The organism is Shewanella sp. ULN5 (assembly GCF_030731885.1).
Classification (GTDB): Bacteria; Pseudomonadota; Gammaproteobacteria; order Enterobacterales; family Shewanellaceae; genus Shewanella; species Shewanella holmiensis.
This window is the reverse complement of the sequence record NZ_JAPJEE010000003.1, coordinates 1-14,659: the sequence shown is the minus strand read 5'-3', so window position 1 is coordinate 14,659 and position 14,659 is coordinate 1. Positions and strand designations below refer to the sequence as shown.

At 41.2% G+C, this 14,659-nt stretch carries 15 protein-coding genes and 1 tRNA gene; all 16 read right to left on the bottom strand.

All coding sequences use genetic code 11. The annotated features are described in order from the left end of the window. Nucleotides 1-4 precede the first annotated feature (4 nt). Nucleotides 5-574: an aminodeoxychorismate/anthranilate synthase component II gene (locus tag ORI98_RS04090; RefSeq protein WP_261297155.1), complete on the bottom strand. Its 570-nt coding sequence runs from the start codon at nucleotides 572-574 to the stop codon at nucleotides 5-7. A gap of 77 nt (nucleotides 575-651) precedes the next feature. Then, a complete protein-coding gene (locus ORI98_RS04085; RefSeq protein WP_261297156.1) occupies nucleotides 652-1,104 on the bottom strand; it encodes a ClpXP protease specificity-enhancing factor in 453 nt (150 codons plus the stop codon). Further along, a complete protein-coding gene (gene sspA, locus ORI98_RS04080; RefSeq protein ID WP_188840246.1) occupies nucleotides 1,104-1,733 on the bottom strand; it encodes a stringent starvation protein SspA in 630 nt (209 codons plus the stop codon). The genes ORI98_RS04085 and sspA overlap by 1 nt, the downstream gene beginning before the upstream one ends. Before the next feature lie 94 nt (nucleotides 1,734-1,827). Then, complete coding sequence (locus ORI98_RS04075) at nucleotides 1,828-2,526, bottom strand: cytochrome c1 (protein WP_261297157.1); 699 nt, start codon at nucleotides 2,524-2,526, stop codon at nucleotides 1,828-1,830. Next, complete coding sequence (locus tag ORI98_RS04070; protein ID WP_261297158.1) at nucleotides 2,526-3,740, bottom strand: cytochrome bc complex cytochrome b subunit; 1,215 nt, start codon at nucleotides 3,738-3,740, stop codon at nucleotides 2,526-2,528. Before ORI98_RS04070 ends, ORI98_RS04075 begins: the two co-directional genes overlap by 1 nt. Beyond that, nucleotides 3,740-4,330: a ubiquinol-cytochrome c reductase iron-sulfur subunit gene (gene petA, locus ORI98_RS04065; protein ID WP_261297159.1), complete on the bottom strand. Its 591-nt coding sequence runs from the start codon at nucleotides 4,328-4,330 to the stop codon at nucleotides 3,740-3,742. The genes ORI98_RS04070 and petA overlap by 1 nt, the downstream gene beginning before the upstream one ends. 411 nt (nucleotides 4,331-4,741) lie before the next feature. Further along, nucleotides 4,742-5,632 (bottom strand): protease modulator HflC, encoded by an 891-nt coding sequence (hflC, locus tag ORI98_RS04060; protein WP_261297160.1) that lies wholly within the window; start codon nucleotides 5,630-5,632, stop codon nucleotides 4,742-4,744. 3 nt (nucleotides 5,633-5,635) lie between these two features. After that, nucleotides 5,636-6,793: an FtsH protease activity modulator HflK gene (hflK, locus tag ORI98_RS04055; RefSeq protein WP_261297161.1), complete on the bottom strand. Its 1,158-nt coding sequence runs from the start codon at nucleotides 6,791-6,793 to the stop codon at nucleotides 5,636-5,638. A gap of 33 nt (nucleotides 6,794-6,826) precedes the next feature. Next, nucleotides 6,827-8,134, bottom strand: a complete 1,308-nt coding sequence (gene hflX / locus ORI98_RS04050; protein WP_306134350.1) for a ribosome rescue GTPase HflX — start codon at nucleotides 8,132-8,134, stop codon at nucleotides 6,827-6,829. A gap of 21 nt (nucleotides 8,135-8,155) precedes the next feature. Further along, the gene (gene hfq, locus ORI98_RS04045) at nucleotides 8,156-8,413 is read right to left on the bottom strand and encodes an RNA chaperone Hfq (RefSeq protein ID WP_188840239.1); all 258 of its coding nucleotides are present in this window, start codon (nucleotides 8,411-8,413) and stop codon (nucleotides 8,156-8,158) included. Between the two features lie 83 nt (nucleotides 8,414-8,496). Then, nucleotides 8,497-9,423 (bottom strand): tRNA (adenosine(37)-N6)-dimethylallyltransferase MiaA, encoded by a 927-nt coding sequence (gene miaA, locus ORI98_RS04040; protein WP_306134348.1) that lies wholly within the window; start codon nucleotides 9,421-9,423, stop codon nucleotides 8,497-8,499. After that, nucleotides 9,420-11,363: a DNA mismatch repair endonuclease MutL gene (gene mutL / locus ORI98_RS04035; protein WP_306134347.1), complete on the bottom strand. Its 1,944-nt coding sequence runs from the start codon at nucleotides 11,361-11,363 to the stop codon at nucleotides 9,420-9,422. Before mutL ends, miaA begins: the two co-directional genes overlap by 4 nt. Nucleotides 11,364-11,365: 2 nt before the next feature. After that, nucleotides 11,366-12,688, bottom strand: a complete 1,323-nt coding sequence (locus tag ORI98_RS04030; RefSeq protein WP_306134346.1) for an N-acetylmuramoyl-L-alanine amidase — start codon at nucleotides 12,686-12,688, stop codon at nucleotides 11,366-11,368. A 2-nt stretch (nucleotides 12,689-12,690) separates the two neighbouring features. Beyond that, the gene (tsaE, locus tag ORI98_RS04025) at nucleotides 12,691-13,149 is read right to left on the bottom strand and encodes a tRNA (adenosine(37)-N6)-threonylcarbamoyltransferase complex ATPase subunit type 1 TsaE (RefSeq protein ID WP_306134345.1); all 459 of its coding nucleotides are present in this window, start codon (nucleotides 13,147-13,149) and stop codon (nucleotides 12,691-12,693) included. 165 nt (nucleotides 13,150-13,314) lie between these two features. Beyond that, a complete protein-coding gene (locus ORI98_RS04020; RefSeq protein ID WP_306134343.1) occupies nucleotides 13,315-13,770 on the bottom strand; it encodes a hypothetical protein in 456 nt (151 codons plus the stop codon). A 652-nt stretch (nucleotides 13,771-14,422) separates the two neighbouring features. Then, nucleotides 14,423-14,498 (bottom strand) — tRNA-Gly (locus ORI98_RS04015). Between the last annotated feature and the right edge of the window lie 161 nt (nucleotides 14,499-14,659).

Below are 14,659 nucleotides of genomic sequence, written 5' to 3'. Positions count from 1 at the left end.
TACATCATTCACGCAAAAAATTAGCCAACAATTCATGACCTTGCTCGGTCAATATGGCTTCAGGATGGAACTGTACACTATAAAGCGGCATATTAAGATGACTCATGCCCATTATCTCACGACCATGGATAGGGTCATCAAACCATGCATCAAGCACAAACCCTTCCGGTAACGCATCAACAAGTAATGAATGATAGCGAGCAACGGTTAATGGCTGATTTAACCCTTGAAATAACCCCTTCCCTGTATGGCTAATGACGCTAGTTTTACCATGCATAACACGTTTGGCCCGTATGACATTTGCGCCAAAAACCTGCGCTATAGCTTGATGGCCTAAACAGACACCCAGTATGGGTAATTTACCTGCATATCGACGGATCACATCCAATGAAATACCCGCTTCATTAGGTGAACAGGGACCAGGAGAGATGACAATGTGTGAAGGGGATAATGTTTCTATATCAGCGACTGTAATCTCATTATTACGTTTAACCACAATCTCTTCACCTAGCGCTTGAAAGTACTGCACTAAATTAAAAGTAAAAGAGTCGTAATTATCTATCATCAGCAACATGCTAATTCCGGCTTAGTTGAGTCATTACCATTAAAAAAACCAGCACTAAGGCTGGTTTCTATTAGACCTTATGTTGTTTACTTAACAACAGTGAGGTGGCTTTTGCGTTTCGGTTTTTCATCAGCTTTTGTTGCTTGAGGCTTTTCGGCCTTAGAGTCAACAGAAGCTAATCCTGGTGATGTTGCTTTAGGCTCATCATTAGGTGTGTAAGCATCTTCCATATCAAACACAGTACCGGCGCCATTTTCACGAGCATAAATAGCAATGATTGAGGCCATCGGCAAATAAACTTGCTGTGGTACTCCACCAAAACGAGCATTAAACTCAACAGCGTCATTATTCATTTGTAAACCCATAACTGCACCAGTGCTGATATTTAAAACAATTTGTCCATCTTTAACAAACTGTTGAGGTACCTGAGTACCTTCTACAAATGCATCTACCACGACATGCGGCGTAAAGTGGTTATCCATTAACCACTCATAATAAGCCCGCAATAAATAAGGACGGTTAGGAGTAATAGCTTTCATTACATGCCCATGCGCATTTCGCGCTCAGCCTCGGTTAACGATGCTTTGAATGACTCACGCTCAAAAATACGTGTCATGTAAGCATTAATCTCTTTCGCTGTACGAGGATCTAAATTGATACCTAATACAGGTAGACGCCATAATAATGGGCCTAAATAGCAATCAGATAAACCAAACTCTTCATTCATGAAGTATGGCATCTCTGCAAATACTGGCGCTAAAGCCACTAAGCTTTCAGTCAACTCTTTACGAGCTGCATCTGCTTTGTCACCTTTACGAATACGTTCTACAAGAGCATACCAATCAGTATCTATGCGATGCATCATTAAGCGGCTTTGGCCACGAGATACAGGGTAAACTGGCATAAGTGGTGGGTGCGGGAAGCGCTCGTCCAAATACTCCATAATGATACGAGATTCATATAACACTAATTCACGGTCAACTAAGGTTGGCACAGAGTTATATGGATTTACTTCAAGTAGTTCTTCTGGCATTTCACTTGGGTCTACCTGTAAAACATCAACGGTAACCCCTTTCTCAGCCAATACGATACGCACTTGATGGCTATATAAATCATCGGCACCAGAAAACAGTGTCATGATAGAGCGTTTGTTGGCAGCAACAGCCATTTATACCCTCCAGAAATCTAAAAAACAAAACAAACGAGGGGCTAAGCCCCTCGTTTACATTACGCGGATAATACATTTTACCCGTTATTTGATGCTAGTGCACATCTTTCCAGTATTCTTTCTTCAAGAAGTAAGCAATGATGAAGAAAATAAACAGGAATCCGAGTACCCACCAACCTAATGCTTCACGTTCTAACTTAACTGGATCACCTGAATAAACAAGGAAACCTGTCAAATCGCGCATAGCTTGGTCATACTCTTCTGCAGTCATAGAGCCACCAGTAGCAACAAGTGTACCATCCTCTTGTTTAACTGGAAGTCCTTGAAGACCTTGCAAAACATGCGGCATACCCACTAATGGGAATACGGTATTATTCACACCAAATGGACGAGACTCGTCTGCGTAGAAGCCTTTTAAGTATGAATAAACCCAATCAGCACCACGCACTCGCGCAACTAAAGTTAAATCTGGTGGCGCAGCACCAAACCATTTAGCGGCATCTGCAGCAGGAATTGAGTTTTCCATAAGCTCACCAATTTTAGAACCGGTGAATATATACTTATTACGCATATCATCAACTGAAATATTCAAATCCGTTGCGACACGCTCATAACGCTGATACTGAGTACTGTGACAGCCTGAACAATAGTTCTGGAACAAATCCAAACCACGCTCTAGTGAAGCGGTATCATGTAAATCAACGTTAGCACTTTCTAAATGAACATTGTGTCCACTCGCTGCCATAGCAAGAGATGGCACTAATGTTACTAATGCAATCAATAACTTTTTCATTAGTGTGTCACCCTCGTTGGCTCTGGCTTAGTTTTTTCGTTCTTACTGTATACCCATAAGGCAACAAAGAAACCAAAATAAGTCAAAGTAAAGATACGTGCAACAATCGTCAGCTCAGGTGTTGCAGGAACCACACCTAAATAACCTAACACAATGAAAGACACTGAAAATTGAGCAATGTTTATCTTGTGGATGACACTACGGTAGCGAATTGATTTCACTTTACAGCGATCAAGCCAAGGCAGAATAAACAATACCGCAATAGACAAGCCCATACCGACAACACCCAATAATTTGTCAGGAATTGCACGTAAAATTGCATAGAAAGGCGTGAAGTACCAAACCGGTGCAATGTGCTCAGGTGTTTTCATTGGGTTTGCTGCTTCAAAGTTTGGCTTCTCTAGGAAGTATCCACCACCTTCTGGCATAAAGAACAACACATAACAGAACACAATTAAGAAACCAGCCACACCCATAATATCTTTGACAGTGTAATAAGGGTGGAATGGAATTGCATCTACTGGCCAGCCGTTCTCGTCTTTATTCTTTTTAATCTCAACACCATCAGGGTTATTAGAACCCACTTCGTGCAACGCGATTAAATGTAAGAACACCAATACAACTAACACTAAAGGCAATGCTATAACATGCAGTGCAAAGAAGCGGTTTAGGGTTGCACCAGAAATAACGTAGTCACCACGGATCCATAATGTTAGGTCATCACCAATAACAGGGATGGCACCGAACAATGAAATAATTACCTGTGCTCCCCAGTAAGACATTTGTCCCCAAGGAAGTAGGTAGCCCATGAAGGCTTCAGCCATTAGCACTAAAAATATCAACATACCAAATAACCAGAGCAACTCTCTTGGTTTTTGATAAGAACCATAGAGTAATCCACGGAACATATGTAAATAAATGACCACAAAGAAAGCCGAAGCCCCTGTGGAGTGCATGTAACGCAGTAACCAACCATATTCAACATCACGCATGATGTATTCAACAGAAGCGAAAGCGCCCTCTGCCGTTGGTACGTAATTCATTGTCAACCAAATACCCGTTAGTAATTGGTTAACTAACACTAATAAAGCCAATGAACCAAAGAAATACCAAAAGTTGAAGTTCTTTGGTGTTGGATATTGACCAACATGACGATTATAAGTCGCCGTCATTGGGATGCGAGCATCAATCCAATCAATAATATTCTTAACCATTAGACCGCTCCTGTATCGACACCGATTAGCACGGTGTTGTCATCAACATATTGATGAGGAGGAACAACGAGGTTCAATGGCGCAGGTACGCCTTGGAACACTCGACCAGCCATATCAAACTTAGAACCATGACAAGGACAGAAGAAACCAGATGGTACACCTTCTACCTGCTCACCAAATGAATCTGGTAAATAAGTCGGTGAACAACCTAAGTGAGTACAAATACCGACAGCAATAAAGAACTCTGGCTTAATTGAACGTGCGGCATTTTGAGCGTACTCAGGTTGCTGCATTTCTTCTGAAGCAGGATCACGTAATTGACCATCTAACGAGGCAAGTCCGTTTAATACAGCTTCTGTACGACGTACGACCCAAACAGGTTTTCCGCGCCATTCAACACGAATTAACTGACCTGGCTCTACTTTACTAATATTTACTTCGACCGGCGCACCTGCAGCTTTCGCTTTGGCACTCGGATTCCATGACTTGATGAAAGGAACCGCTACAGCTACGGCACCTGCACCACCTACTACGGCGGTTGCGGCTGTCAGGAATCTGCGACGTCCGGTATCGACTGGCGCATTGCTCATCCACTTATCTCCCAGAGGGTGTTGGAATTTTTATATTTCAATAATTTAACCCCTGTTAAGGGTCGTGTTAAATTATCATAGTTTGAGGCGGGGCTCATTATAGCGAAAAATTAGAAGCAGATCATAGTGAAAACACACAACTAAATTGCGGATTAAGCCTCTTTGGCGAAAAAATGTAATTTTTTCTGTTTAAAAGTGAATGTTTTCTGGAGAAAATTTAACATCAACCCCCAACTAAGTGATTGATTTAAATTAATATCAGTTTAAACAAGTTTGACTAATTTAGACCAAAGCAGTACAGCTGAAAAATAATTATTTTTTATAGCAAACGATAATCAAAATTAGTAAAGTTCAGCCACAAAAAAGCCCGACGTATATCGGGCTTTTGCTAAAAAACTAATAAGTTAGCTTTTATTTTCCATTCATTGACTTCATGTACTTGAAGAAATCACTGTCAGGCTCTAACACCATAATATCTGAATTACCGGCAAAACTTTCTTTGTAAGCTTCTAAGCTACGTAAAAAGCCATAAAATTCGGCATCTTTATTATAAGCATCAGCATAAATCTTTGCCGCTAGCGCATCACCTTCACCACGAATGGTCAATGCATTACGCTCTGCACCTGCAACTTTAACCGTTACGTTGGCATCAGTTGTTGCGCGGATAATTTCAGCCTGCTCTTTACCTTGGGCACGATGCTCTTTTGCCACAGCTTGACGCTCAGCACGCATACGTTGGTAAATACTATTACTGACGTTTGCAGGTAAATTGATTTGTTTAACACGTACGTCAACAACTTCAATACCCAAATTAGAAGCACTTTCAGAGGCATTAGTTAATGCATCAATTTGCAACTCATCACGTTTTCCAGAGACAATCTCACGAATCGTGCGACGACCAAACTCGGTACGTAAATCATTACTGATTTTAGCTTGTAATAACTTTTCAGCATTGGCTTTAATACCGCCATTGGTAGAAAGATAATACTTTTCAAAATCACTAATACGCCATTTCACGTACGAATCAACCATTAAGTCTTTCTTTTCAGAAGTTACAAAACGGTCAGCTGCACCATCTAAAGTCTGAATACGGGCATCCATATAACGTGGTTTATCTACAACCGGAAACTTAATGTGTAAGCCCGGTTGAAATACGCGAGTCACCTCTTCACCATCAATGTTGTCTTTAACCACTTTACCGAAACGTGAAACGATAGCTCGCTCACCTTCGTTGACAACCATCACAGATGAAAAACCAATGCCCAGGATCACCACAAGAATAATTAAACCAAATCTACCCATGAGTTATCCTCTCCCTTGGCGAGTACGCTCTTCACGAGATAAACGACCATCTGTAGGCATACTCGTTACTGGGACATTCGCATTACCTGAAACCGAGTTAATATGACGTTCAACTTCTGGCTCAACCGCTTTACGGTTAGCTTTATCGTTGTTCATCAGCTTATCTAATGGTAAATACATTAAATTGCCGTTGTTTTTCGCATCAATTAACACTTTGTTAGTATCAGACATGACTTCTTGCATCGCGTCTAAATACAAACGCTTGCGAGTGACTTCAGGAGCAGCATGATATTCAGGTAATAGTTTTTCAAAACGAGCGACTTTACCTTCAGCCTCTAAGACAACACGTTGCTTATAAGCATTTGCTTGCTGCGCCATACGCTCAACTTGACCACGAGCTTTAGGTTCAATTTCGCGAGAATAAGCTTCAGCTTCACGAATAAAGCGTTGTTCATCTTCCTGTGCTGAAATCGCATCATCAAAAGCATCTTTGACTTCTTCAGGCGGACGAGCTGGCAAGAAGTTAACGTCTTCAATTTTAAGACCTAACTTATAGGGCTCAATAATACGCTCTAACTCACGCCAAGTGTCGCGACGAATCGCATCACGACCTGTCGTTAAAATGTCGTCCATACGATTATGGCCAACAACATAGCGCAATGCGCTATCTGTCGCTTCACGTAAGCTGGCATTTGCATCGACAGCACTAAAAACATATGAGTAAGCATCTTGAATGCTGTATTGCACAACAAGCTCAACTTTCACTACGTTTTCATCTGATGTCAGCATGCTGCCTGAAGCAGGAATAGTACGATACGTTTTCACGTCAATTGGAAACACTTCATCAATAAAAGTCGCTTTCCAATGTAGACCAGGGCCTACTTCACCAATGTGTTGACCAAAACGTAGCATGACTCCTCGCTCTGCTTCTTTAACCGTATACAGACCCGATAGGCCCCATACAATTAATGCAATAACGACAAGAATAACGAGGAAGGTAGAATTAAAAGGTTGCCCTGAAGCAGTTCCTCCGCCTTTACCACCAAAACGTTTTGAAAGGTTACGAAAAACTTCGTCGAGATCCGGTGGTCCTTTATCGTTACCACCTTTATTTCCCCAAGGGTCTTTATTACCCTTGTTACCGGGCTCATTCCAAGCCATTTAGCACTCCATAATTGGATGAAATAAATGAGATTAACAAGATACTTCTGCTTCTGATGGTTCAAAAACAAGAGTTTCCAATTCCCCCTGACTCTGTTTCATTAATCGGCGCCAATCGGCTTCCGACAGACGAACAGACAAAATACAGTTCCCCAGATCGTCATACTCTTTCTGCTGTATTGCATCCAGTCGATAAAACTGGCCAAGATAATGTCCAGCAGAGGCTGGTATTTTCAAAGTCCGCTCATAGATAACTGCACCAATTAACTCAGTAACAGCTTGTAATAGCAGATCAAATCCAATGCGTTTTTGTGCAGATACCCACACACGCTCAGGTTTGCCTTCATCGTCATAATCAATTCGAGGGGCAAAGTCTTCAAGTAAATCTATCTTATTACACACCACTAATTGGGTGATGTCATCGGCTTCAATCTCCTCAAGTACACTTTGTACCTGATCGAAATTTTCAGTCATGTTGTCATCAGCACAATCAACTATATGTAATAGTAAATCAGCTTGGCGTGTTTCCTGCAGTGTGGCTTTAAATGCCGCAACGAGGTCATGGGGTAAATGACGAATAAAACCAACAGTATCAGCTAATATCACTGCACCATCTGGTAAATCTAACTTACGCAGTGTCGGGTCAAGTGTGGCGAACAATTGATCCGCTGCATATACCTCAGACAGTGTTAAGGCGTTGAACAATGTCGATTTACCGGCATTGGTATACCCTACTAACGCGACTGTGGCCATGTCACTACGTTTACGAGCTCGGCGACTTTGCTCACGTTGTTTATCTACTTTATCGAGGCGCTTATTAATATTCTTAATACGTCCTCGCAGTAAACGTCTATCGGTTTCGAGCTGGGTTTCCCCTGGCCCGCGCATACCGATACCACCTTTTTGTCGCTCAAGGTGAGTCCACCCTCGGATCAGACGCGTTGACATGTGGCGCAATTGCGCTAGCTCCACTTGTAACTTACCTTCATGAGTTCGGGCACGTTGAGCAAATATATCTAGGATTAATGTGGTTCTATCTAATACTCGACACTGACAAGCAGCCTCAAGATTACGCTCTTGAGCAGGGCTCAACGCGTGATTAAAAATAACTACATTGGCTTCTGTCGCGGCAACCATAGCTGCCAGTTCTTCTGCCTTACCCGTTCCAATAAAGAACTTACGGTCAGGTGAACGACGACTACCTGTTATTACCCCTACCGAGCGTGCACCTGCAGACTCAACTAATAGTTGTAATTCCAATAAATCTTCACGACGTTCTTCGTCAGAAAACTCGATATGAACAAGTACTGCTGTTTCTCCAGCTTCATAACGATCAAACAAGAAGCATATCCTTTTTAGTTATTATTCAGCATCATCTTCATCAGAGGCATTAGGACCTTGATGATTTGATACGTTAAATGGACGCGCAGGAACGACTGTCGAAATAGCATGTTTATATACCATTTGACTCACTGTATTTTTCAATAGGATCACGAATTGATCAAAAGACTCAACCTGTCCTTGAAGTTTGATACCGTTTACTAAATAAATTGAAACGGGTACACGCTCACGACGTAGAGCGTTTAAAAATGGGTCTTGTAAAGATTGCCCCTTAGCCATTTTGTAATTTCCTTTTTCTTTTTAAAATACGTAATTCAAGTTTTATTGTTTAGTTTGAGTATTATACAGTAACAACTAATTAGCTAGCCGCATTGTCGCATAAGTGTAACTAAATTATTCTCATCGCCGCTTTGAAGCCATTGCAAATCGGGCCAGCTTCTCAACCATGTTAATTGACGTTTGGCCAATTGCCTAGTAGCAGCGGTCGCTTTTTCGACCATAGTCGCATGATCAAACTCATTATCAAGATACTGCCAACACTGCCTATAACCCACACAACGCATTGATGGCATATCTAAATGAAGATCTCCGCGCGCTTTTAAACGAGCGACTTCTTCTGTAAATCCTTGCTCAAGCATTATCAAAAATCGTTTTGCAATCAAATCATGCAATACTTTTCTCTCTGTCGGCGCTATGGCAAATTGTACTACATCATAAGGTAAAGCGGCTGACTTAGTTTGGGTTAACTTTGTCATTGTTTGACCCGTTATACGATAAACTTCTAGTGCTCTAGACAATCTTTGTGGATCATTTGGATGAATTCGCTCACCCGCAACAGGGTCGATTTCGCACAACTGACGGTGTAATGCTTCCCAACCTAAACTTTCAGCCTCAGCAAATATTTGCGCTCTGATTGTTTCATCTGCGCTAGGTAAAGGGGATAAACCTTCTAATAACGCTTTAAAATACATCATGGTGCCGCCTACCAATAAAGGGGTTTTACCACGGGCAATAATTTTTTCTATTTCAGTTAACGCATCGAGACGGAAATCAGCAGCAGAATAACTTTCACTCGGATCGAGTATATCGATCAAACGGTGAGGGGCTAATGCGAGTTCTTCTGCTGTGGGTTTGGCGGTGCCTACATCCATTTCTCGATAAATCAGTGCTGAATCAACCGAAATTAACTCACAGTTATGCTGTTGAGCCATTTGAATCGCCAACGATGTTTTACCTGAGGCTGTTGGCCCCATTAAAAAAATAATTTTTGGCCTTTCGATTGTATTCACGCGTTTTCTTTAATCCATGCTTGCCAAGGTAACACCTTAGCATTCAATAAAATTGTCAGCTTAGTTTCATCTTGTAATAGACAAAACTTTTGCCAAATAGTTTGTGCAGCCATGAACTGTTTGGTCGATTGCTGTGCAATCCATAAAGCTAACGCTTCATTATTGGGTTTAGTTGCATTCATCCATTGTAATAGCTCAGGAATGACTGCAGCTAATTGGCTATCCCTCAAATATGGGGGCACTTTTTTAATAATCAACTGCCCATAACGAATTGTTAGTTCAATACCCAATTGGCGCAAAAAAGATTCATTTTGATCTATTGTTAATTGCCAATCTGACTCAGCCTTTACAGATACAGGCATAAGTAAGGGTTGCCCAATTAATCCAGTAGCTAATTTATGTATAATTTCATGTTGTAGAACCGCTTGCTGCACGGCAAGTATCGGCATTAATTTTAATTCATTTTCAACAACTAAAACCCAAAACTGACCATCAAGTACATTTGGCATCACGGCCAAATTGTCTACCTCATGACTGACCACATTTTTTTGGTGTGTAGAATCCCCCCCTGCATGTTCAGGGCTTTGTAGCAATTGTCCATAGCTTATTATCGCAGCTTGGTTAACGGTTTTTTTGGGCGGTTGAGTAAAAGCACGATTTAATTGTTCATGTTTATCTGCGCTAGCATCATAACGGGGTTTTATATCAGAAGAATATCCACCAAATGAATGACTTGCTTGCCCCGGAACATGCATACTACCAAATTGGCTAACACTATTGGGGCGATGAGGAACATCATGTGAAGCGTATTCCTCACGAGAAATACACTGAGCGGAATCGGCTAAAGCAACGTCATCGGTCTTTGGCTGCGGGTAAGCATAATCCAGTTGCTCTGAATAATTACGTTTATCCGCTGCATTTGACGCAGGTTGATGAGAAACTAAATCAGCCATTTGAGATAAAGCCGACTGCAAAGCTTGTAGAATAAAATCATGCACATAACGAGATTGATGAAAACGTACTTCATGTTTTGCAGGATGAACATTTACATCAACTTGGTGCGGGTCTAAATCAAGCATTAGCACATAACCGGGTTGGTGTTCGACCCCTTGTTCAGCAAAAGCTTGTCGCACAGCATGATTAACTAATCTGTCGCGCACCAAACGTCCATTCACATAAAAATAGCTGCTATCACTGATCACATTATCAAAGGGTGACTGTAAATAACCCCGAAGAGATAAATCATCATGTTCACAGGAAACGGTCAGTGCATTTTCAGCGAATTGGCGACCGCATATTTGCCCTAGGCGCTGTTGGTGCTGTATATCGGTATTCGCTGGACGATATTGACGTACCAATTTGCCATTATGAGTAAGAGTGAAGTGAATATCGCAACGTGCAATAGCTATCCGCTTTAACCACTCATCAATATGCGTAAATTCAGTTTTGTCGCTTTTTAAAAAACGTCTTCTGGCGGGAGTATTAAAGAATAGGTCGACAACATCAATGGTAGACCCCTGAGGATGCGCTGCTGGAGTAATTTTAACATCCATTTGCGAACCTTCTGCAAAGGCTTGCCATGCTTCTGTTTGCTCAACAGTTTTAGAGGTTAACGTTAGCCGCGCAACTGAACTGATACTCGCTAGAGCCTCGCCCCTAAAACCAAAGCTCATAATGGCTTCTAAGTCATCTAAACTGTGTACCTTAGATGTAGCATGACGCGACAGTGCTAAAGCCAGTTCGTCTTTGGGAATACCCACGCCATTATCACGGATCCGAATCAGTTTACTGCCACCTTTATCGATGTCGATATCAACCCGCGTAGCTCCGGCATCTAAGCTATTTTCAACCAGCTCTTTAACCACAGATGCCGGACGCTCCACCACTTCGCCAGCGGCTATTTGGTTTGCAAGTTGAGGTGGTAACAGTTGAATAGCCATGACTATGCCCTTGGAATAATCAATTGTTGGCCGATACGAACCACATCAGATTTTAAATTATTCGCTTTTTTGATGCCATCAATACTCACACCATAGCGTCTAGCAATAAGCGATAAAGACTCTCCAGACTTCACTTTATGTTTAGTGTTTGTACTTTGTGCAACTAAGGTGCCTGAAGGAGGGTTATTTTCAAAATAGCGAATAACCCCTTTATGAATCGCATTCGCTAATTTTTGCTGATGGTTTCGGTTAATTAATAACTTCTCTTCACCTGGATTAGAAATAAACCCTGTTTCAATCAAAATAGATGGTATATCCGCCGCTTTTAATACCGCTAGACTTGCCGCTTCAGGGGCTTTTTTGTGTAAATGAGTTACCGACCCAAGATCCCGTAAAATGTCTTTGGCAATGTCATTACTCATCACCATTGAGTTGTTTTTCTGCATATCTATAAGGGTTTGCACTAAATATTTTTCAACATCAGAGTTTTGAATAATATCGCCAACACCTCCGAGCAGCTCGGAATGTTTTTCAGTTTGCTCTAACAGTCGGCCTAGCTCACTGTCGGCTCGGCGCATTGAGAGCACCCACACAGATGCCCCTCTTGGCTGAGGCGAGGTAAATGCATCTGCGTGAATAGACAACAATAAATCCGCTTTACTTCGGCGCGCTAATTCAGAACGGCGATTTAAGTCAACAAAGTAGTCTCCAGTACGCGTCATCACTGCCTGCATACCGGGCGTTGCATTGATTTTGTCTGCTAAGCGTTTTGAAATATCCAATACCACCCGCTTTTCATACATACCCGATGGACCGATTGAACCTGGGTCTTCTCCGCCATGGCCTGCATCAATGGCAATGATAATGTCTCGATTGGTTCCTGAAGAATGTATGGTCGTTTTTGCTCTGGCTTCTTCACTGAATGAATCATCTAAATCGACAACTAAGCGATTACCGTATGGCGGCGTTGGGGATAATGTGAAAAGGTTCGATTTAATCGGTTTTGTAAGGTCCAGCACCAATCTAAGTGTGCCTTTCACCGGGGGGCTACTGACTCGAATACGTTTAATCAGTTTGCTATTGTTGCTTAATTTATCCAGTTTTACTTTGTTACTGGCATTTTTAATGTCTACAACTAATCTGTCTGGCCCAGTCAGGGTGAAAGAATCATATTCAGGCGCTTGAGATAAATCAAAAACCACACGAGTGGATTCTGGTGCTGCCCAAATACGCACACTATCAAGATCATTCGCGCTCTGCGCTGCAAATGAAAAGCTGGTTACGACTAAAAAGGCGCAATAAAAAAATATTTTATTTACAGTCATTATTATTTTAATTTTGTCAAAAGGGCCTGCCCAGAAGCAGACAACGCGTTAATTTCAATTTCTCGTTGATTATCTTTATAGCGTAAATGTAGATGAATGTCTGCAGCAGGTAGCATTCCCTGACCATGTTCAGGCCATTCAACCAAACAAATACTGGTGGAGTTAAAGTAATCACGAATGCCCATAAACTCTAACTCTTCAGGATCGGCTACACGATATAAATCAAAATGATATACATCAAAACCGTTAAACTCATAGGGTTCAACTAAGGTGTAAGTAGGGCTTTTCACCGCACCGTTATGGCCTAAAGACTGAATTATTCCACGGCTTAAGGTGGTTTTTCCCGCCCCCAAGTCACCGGTTAAAAAAATCGTCAATGGAGGGGTTATGCCTTGGGCTACAAATTGCCCCATCGCCACTGTAGCTTGTTCATTTTCAAGATTTTTAACAATAGAAGTCATATCAAACAGCCAATAAACTCATAAAAGATAACCAAACGTACAATATACCAGAGTTCTATATTCAACTCCTACAGCTGCTGTGGGCTTTTTTCAACAAATAAAAATGCCAGCAATCTAATTGCTGGCATTATTGAATGCGGTCGGTATATCACTTAAGGCTTGATGTTAGATATCATCCATCCGCAATACACTGTGTACTAATCTTTTTTGTTGAGTTTGCGCCACACGAATAACATCTAATAACGCACTTTTTGCATCATTTGATGATGTCAGCTCTGCAATTTTCTCAAGAAGCGCAATAAGGCGGTTCTCTAAATCAAGGTGTAACTCTAACAATTGCTCTTCATCCATATTCGCGGGTAAAGATGTTTCATCACAGCGCTTGAGAAAATCTTCAAACACCACATCCTGATACCAAGTATCAAGGATTTTTGCAGGTGCATCTTCAATATAGCTTTCTATGGTGTCGTAAATATGCTTCTCATGTTGTTGAAAGTACTCCAACATTAGCTTAACGCGAGACGAGTCAGCATTTCGATGTAATCGTTTGTACAACTTACTCATACCCAAACGACAATTGGCAATATACTCTAGTAATTCACTTAATTGCTGAATACGCATATCTTACTACCTCACTTTACAGCCTGATATTCTCAGGTAACCTTGTTAATTTCATTATTAGAAATTTTTGTTAACTATTATTTGAACAAGGTCATATTTTTTGATTATGGCAGAGAGATATATTAGGGATAGATGAAGAAATGGGTTGTAGATCACTTATCTGTATTCATTCGGGTTTTAAGCATATAAACATTCACTACTAAAAACTGAAATCAGATGAGATAGATTGAATGTTGCCAAATCATAAACTTAAGACATTGGGGTTAGTTCAACCGTCTAAAAACCATATTATCAAGGTTCAAACCAACAAGGATAGCAAACAACAGGGAGGATTTTGGAGCGGCCTGATCAAATAAAATGTGGTTCAAACCGATGACCAATACCTTGAAAAGAAAAGTATCGACATTTTTTAACAGACACAATTGAGCAATCGTTTGAACAACGATTTATTGAATTTAGATTATTAAATTTAGGAGAATTGGGATTAGGGTAATTGGAATGACGATTAAAACAGAGGAAAGCTTGGAGCGACATATCGCATTCGAATCGATGACCTATACCTTGGCAAAAAAAGCGTATCAACTCTTTCAATTAACTCAACTGAGCTAATTTATTATCAATTTGAATTTGGATTTGGATTTGAATAGAGATTTGGAGCGACATATCGGGTTCGAACCGATGACCTATACCTTGGCAAGGTATCGCTCTACCAACTGAGCTAATGTCGCATATTGTTGCTTAACTAGTATCAATCTAAAAGGTATCGTCTTTCTACCGTCCAACTGAGCTAATGTCGCATATCTTGGCAATGAGATTTGGAGCGACATATCGGGTTCGAACCGATGACCTATACCTTGGCAAGGTATCGCTCTACCAACTGAGCTAATGT

What these genes read in the sequence shown, in the direction of transcription:
- ORI98_RS04070 (WP_261297158.1), bottom strand. Translation starts at nt 3,740, where the DNA reads ATGGTTAAGAATATTATTGATTGGATTGATGCTCGCATCCCAATGACG.
- ORI98_RS04030 (WP_306134346.1), bottom strand. Translation starts at nt 12,688, where the DNA reads ATGACTGTAAATAAAATATTTTTTTATTGCGCCTTTTTAGTCGTAACC.
- ORI98_RS04075 (WP_261297157.1), bottom strand. Translation starts at nt 2,526, where the DNA reads ATGAAAAAGTTATTGATTGCATTAGTAACATTAGTGCCATCTCTTGCT.
- sspA (WP_188840246.1), bottom strand. Translation starts at nt 1,733, where the DNA reads ATGGCTGTTGCTGCCAACAAACGCTCTATCATGACACTGTTTTCTGGT.
- tsaE (WP_306134345.1), bottom strand. Translation starts at nt 13,149, where the DNA reads ATGACTTCTATTGTTAAAAATCTTGAAAATGAACAAGCTACAGTGGCG.
- ORI98_RS04090 (WP_261297155.1), bottom strand. Translation starts at nt 574, where the DNA reads ATGTTGCTGATGATAGATAATTACGACTCTTTTACTTTTAATTTAGTG.
- petA (WP_261297159.1), bottom strand. Translation starts at nt 4,330, where the DNA reads ATGAGCAATGCGCCAGTCGATACCGGACGTCGCAGATTCCTGACAGCC.
- mutL (WP_306134347.1), bottom strand. Translation starts at nt 11,363, where the DNA reads ATGGCTATTCAACTGTTACCACCTCAACTTGCAAACCAAATAGCCGCT.
- ORI98_RS04020 (WP_306134343.1), bottom strand. Translation starts at nt 13,770, where the DNA reads ATGCGTATTCAGCAATTAAGTGAATTACTAGAGTATATTGCCAATTGT.
- ORI98_RS04085 (WP_261297156.1), bottom strand. Translation starts at nt 1,104, where the DNA reads ATGAAAGCTATTACTCCTAACCGTCCTTATTTATTGCGGGCTTATTAT.
- hflK (WP_261297161.1), bottom strand. Translation starts at nt 6,793, where the DNA reads ATGGCTTGGAATGAGCCCGGTAACAAGGGTAATAAAGACCCTTGGGGA.
- hflC (WP_261297160.1), bottom strand. Translation starts at nt 5,632, where the DNA reads ATGGGTAGATTTGGTTTAATTATTCTTGTGGTGATCCTGGGCATTGGT.
- hfq (WP_188840239.1), bottom strand. Translation starts at nt 8,413, where the DNA reads ATGGCTAAGGGGCAATCTTTACAAGACCCATTTTTAAACGCTCTACGT.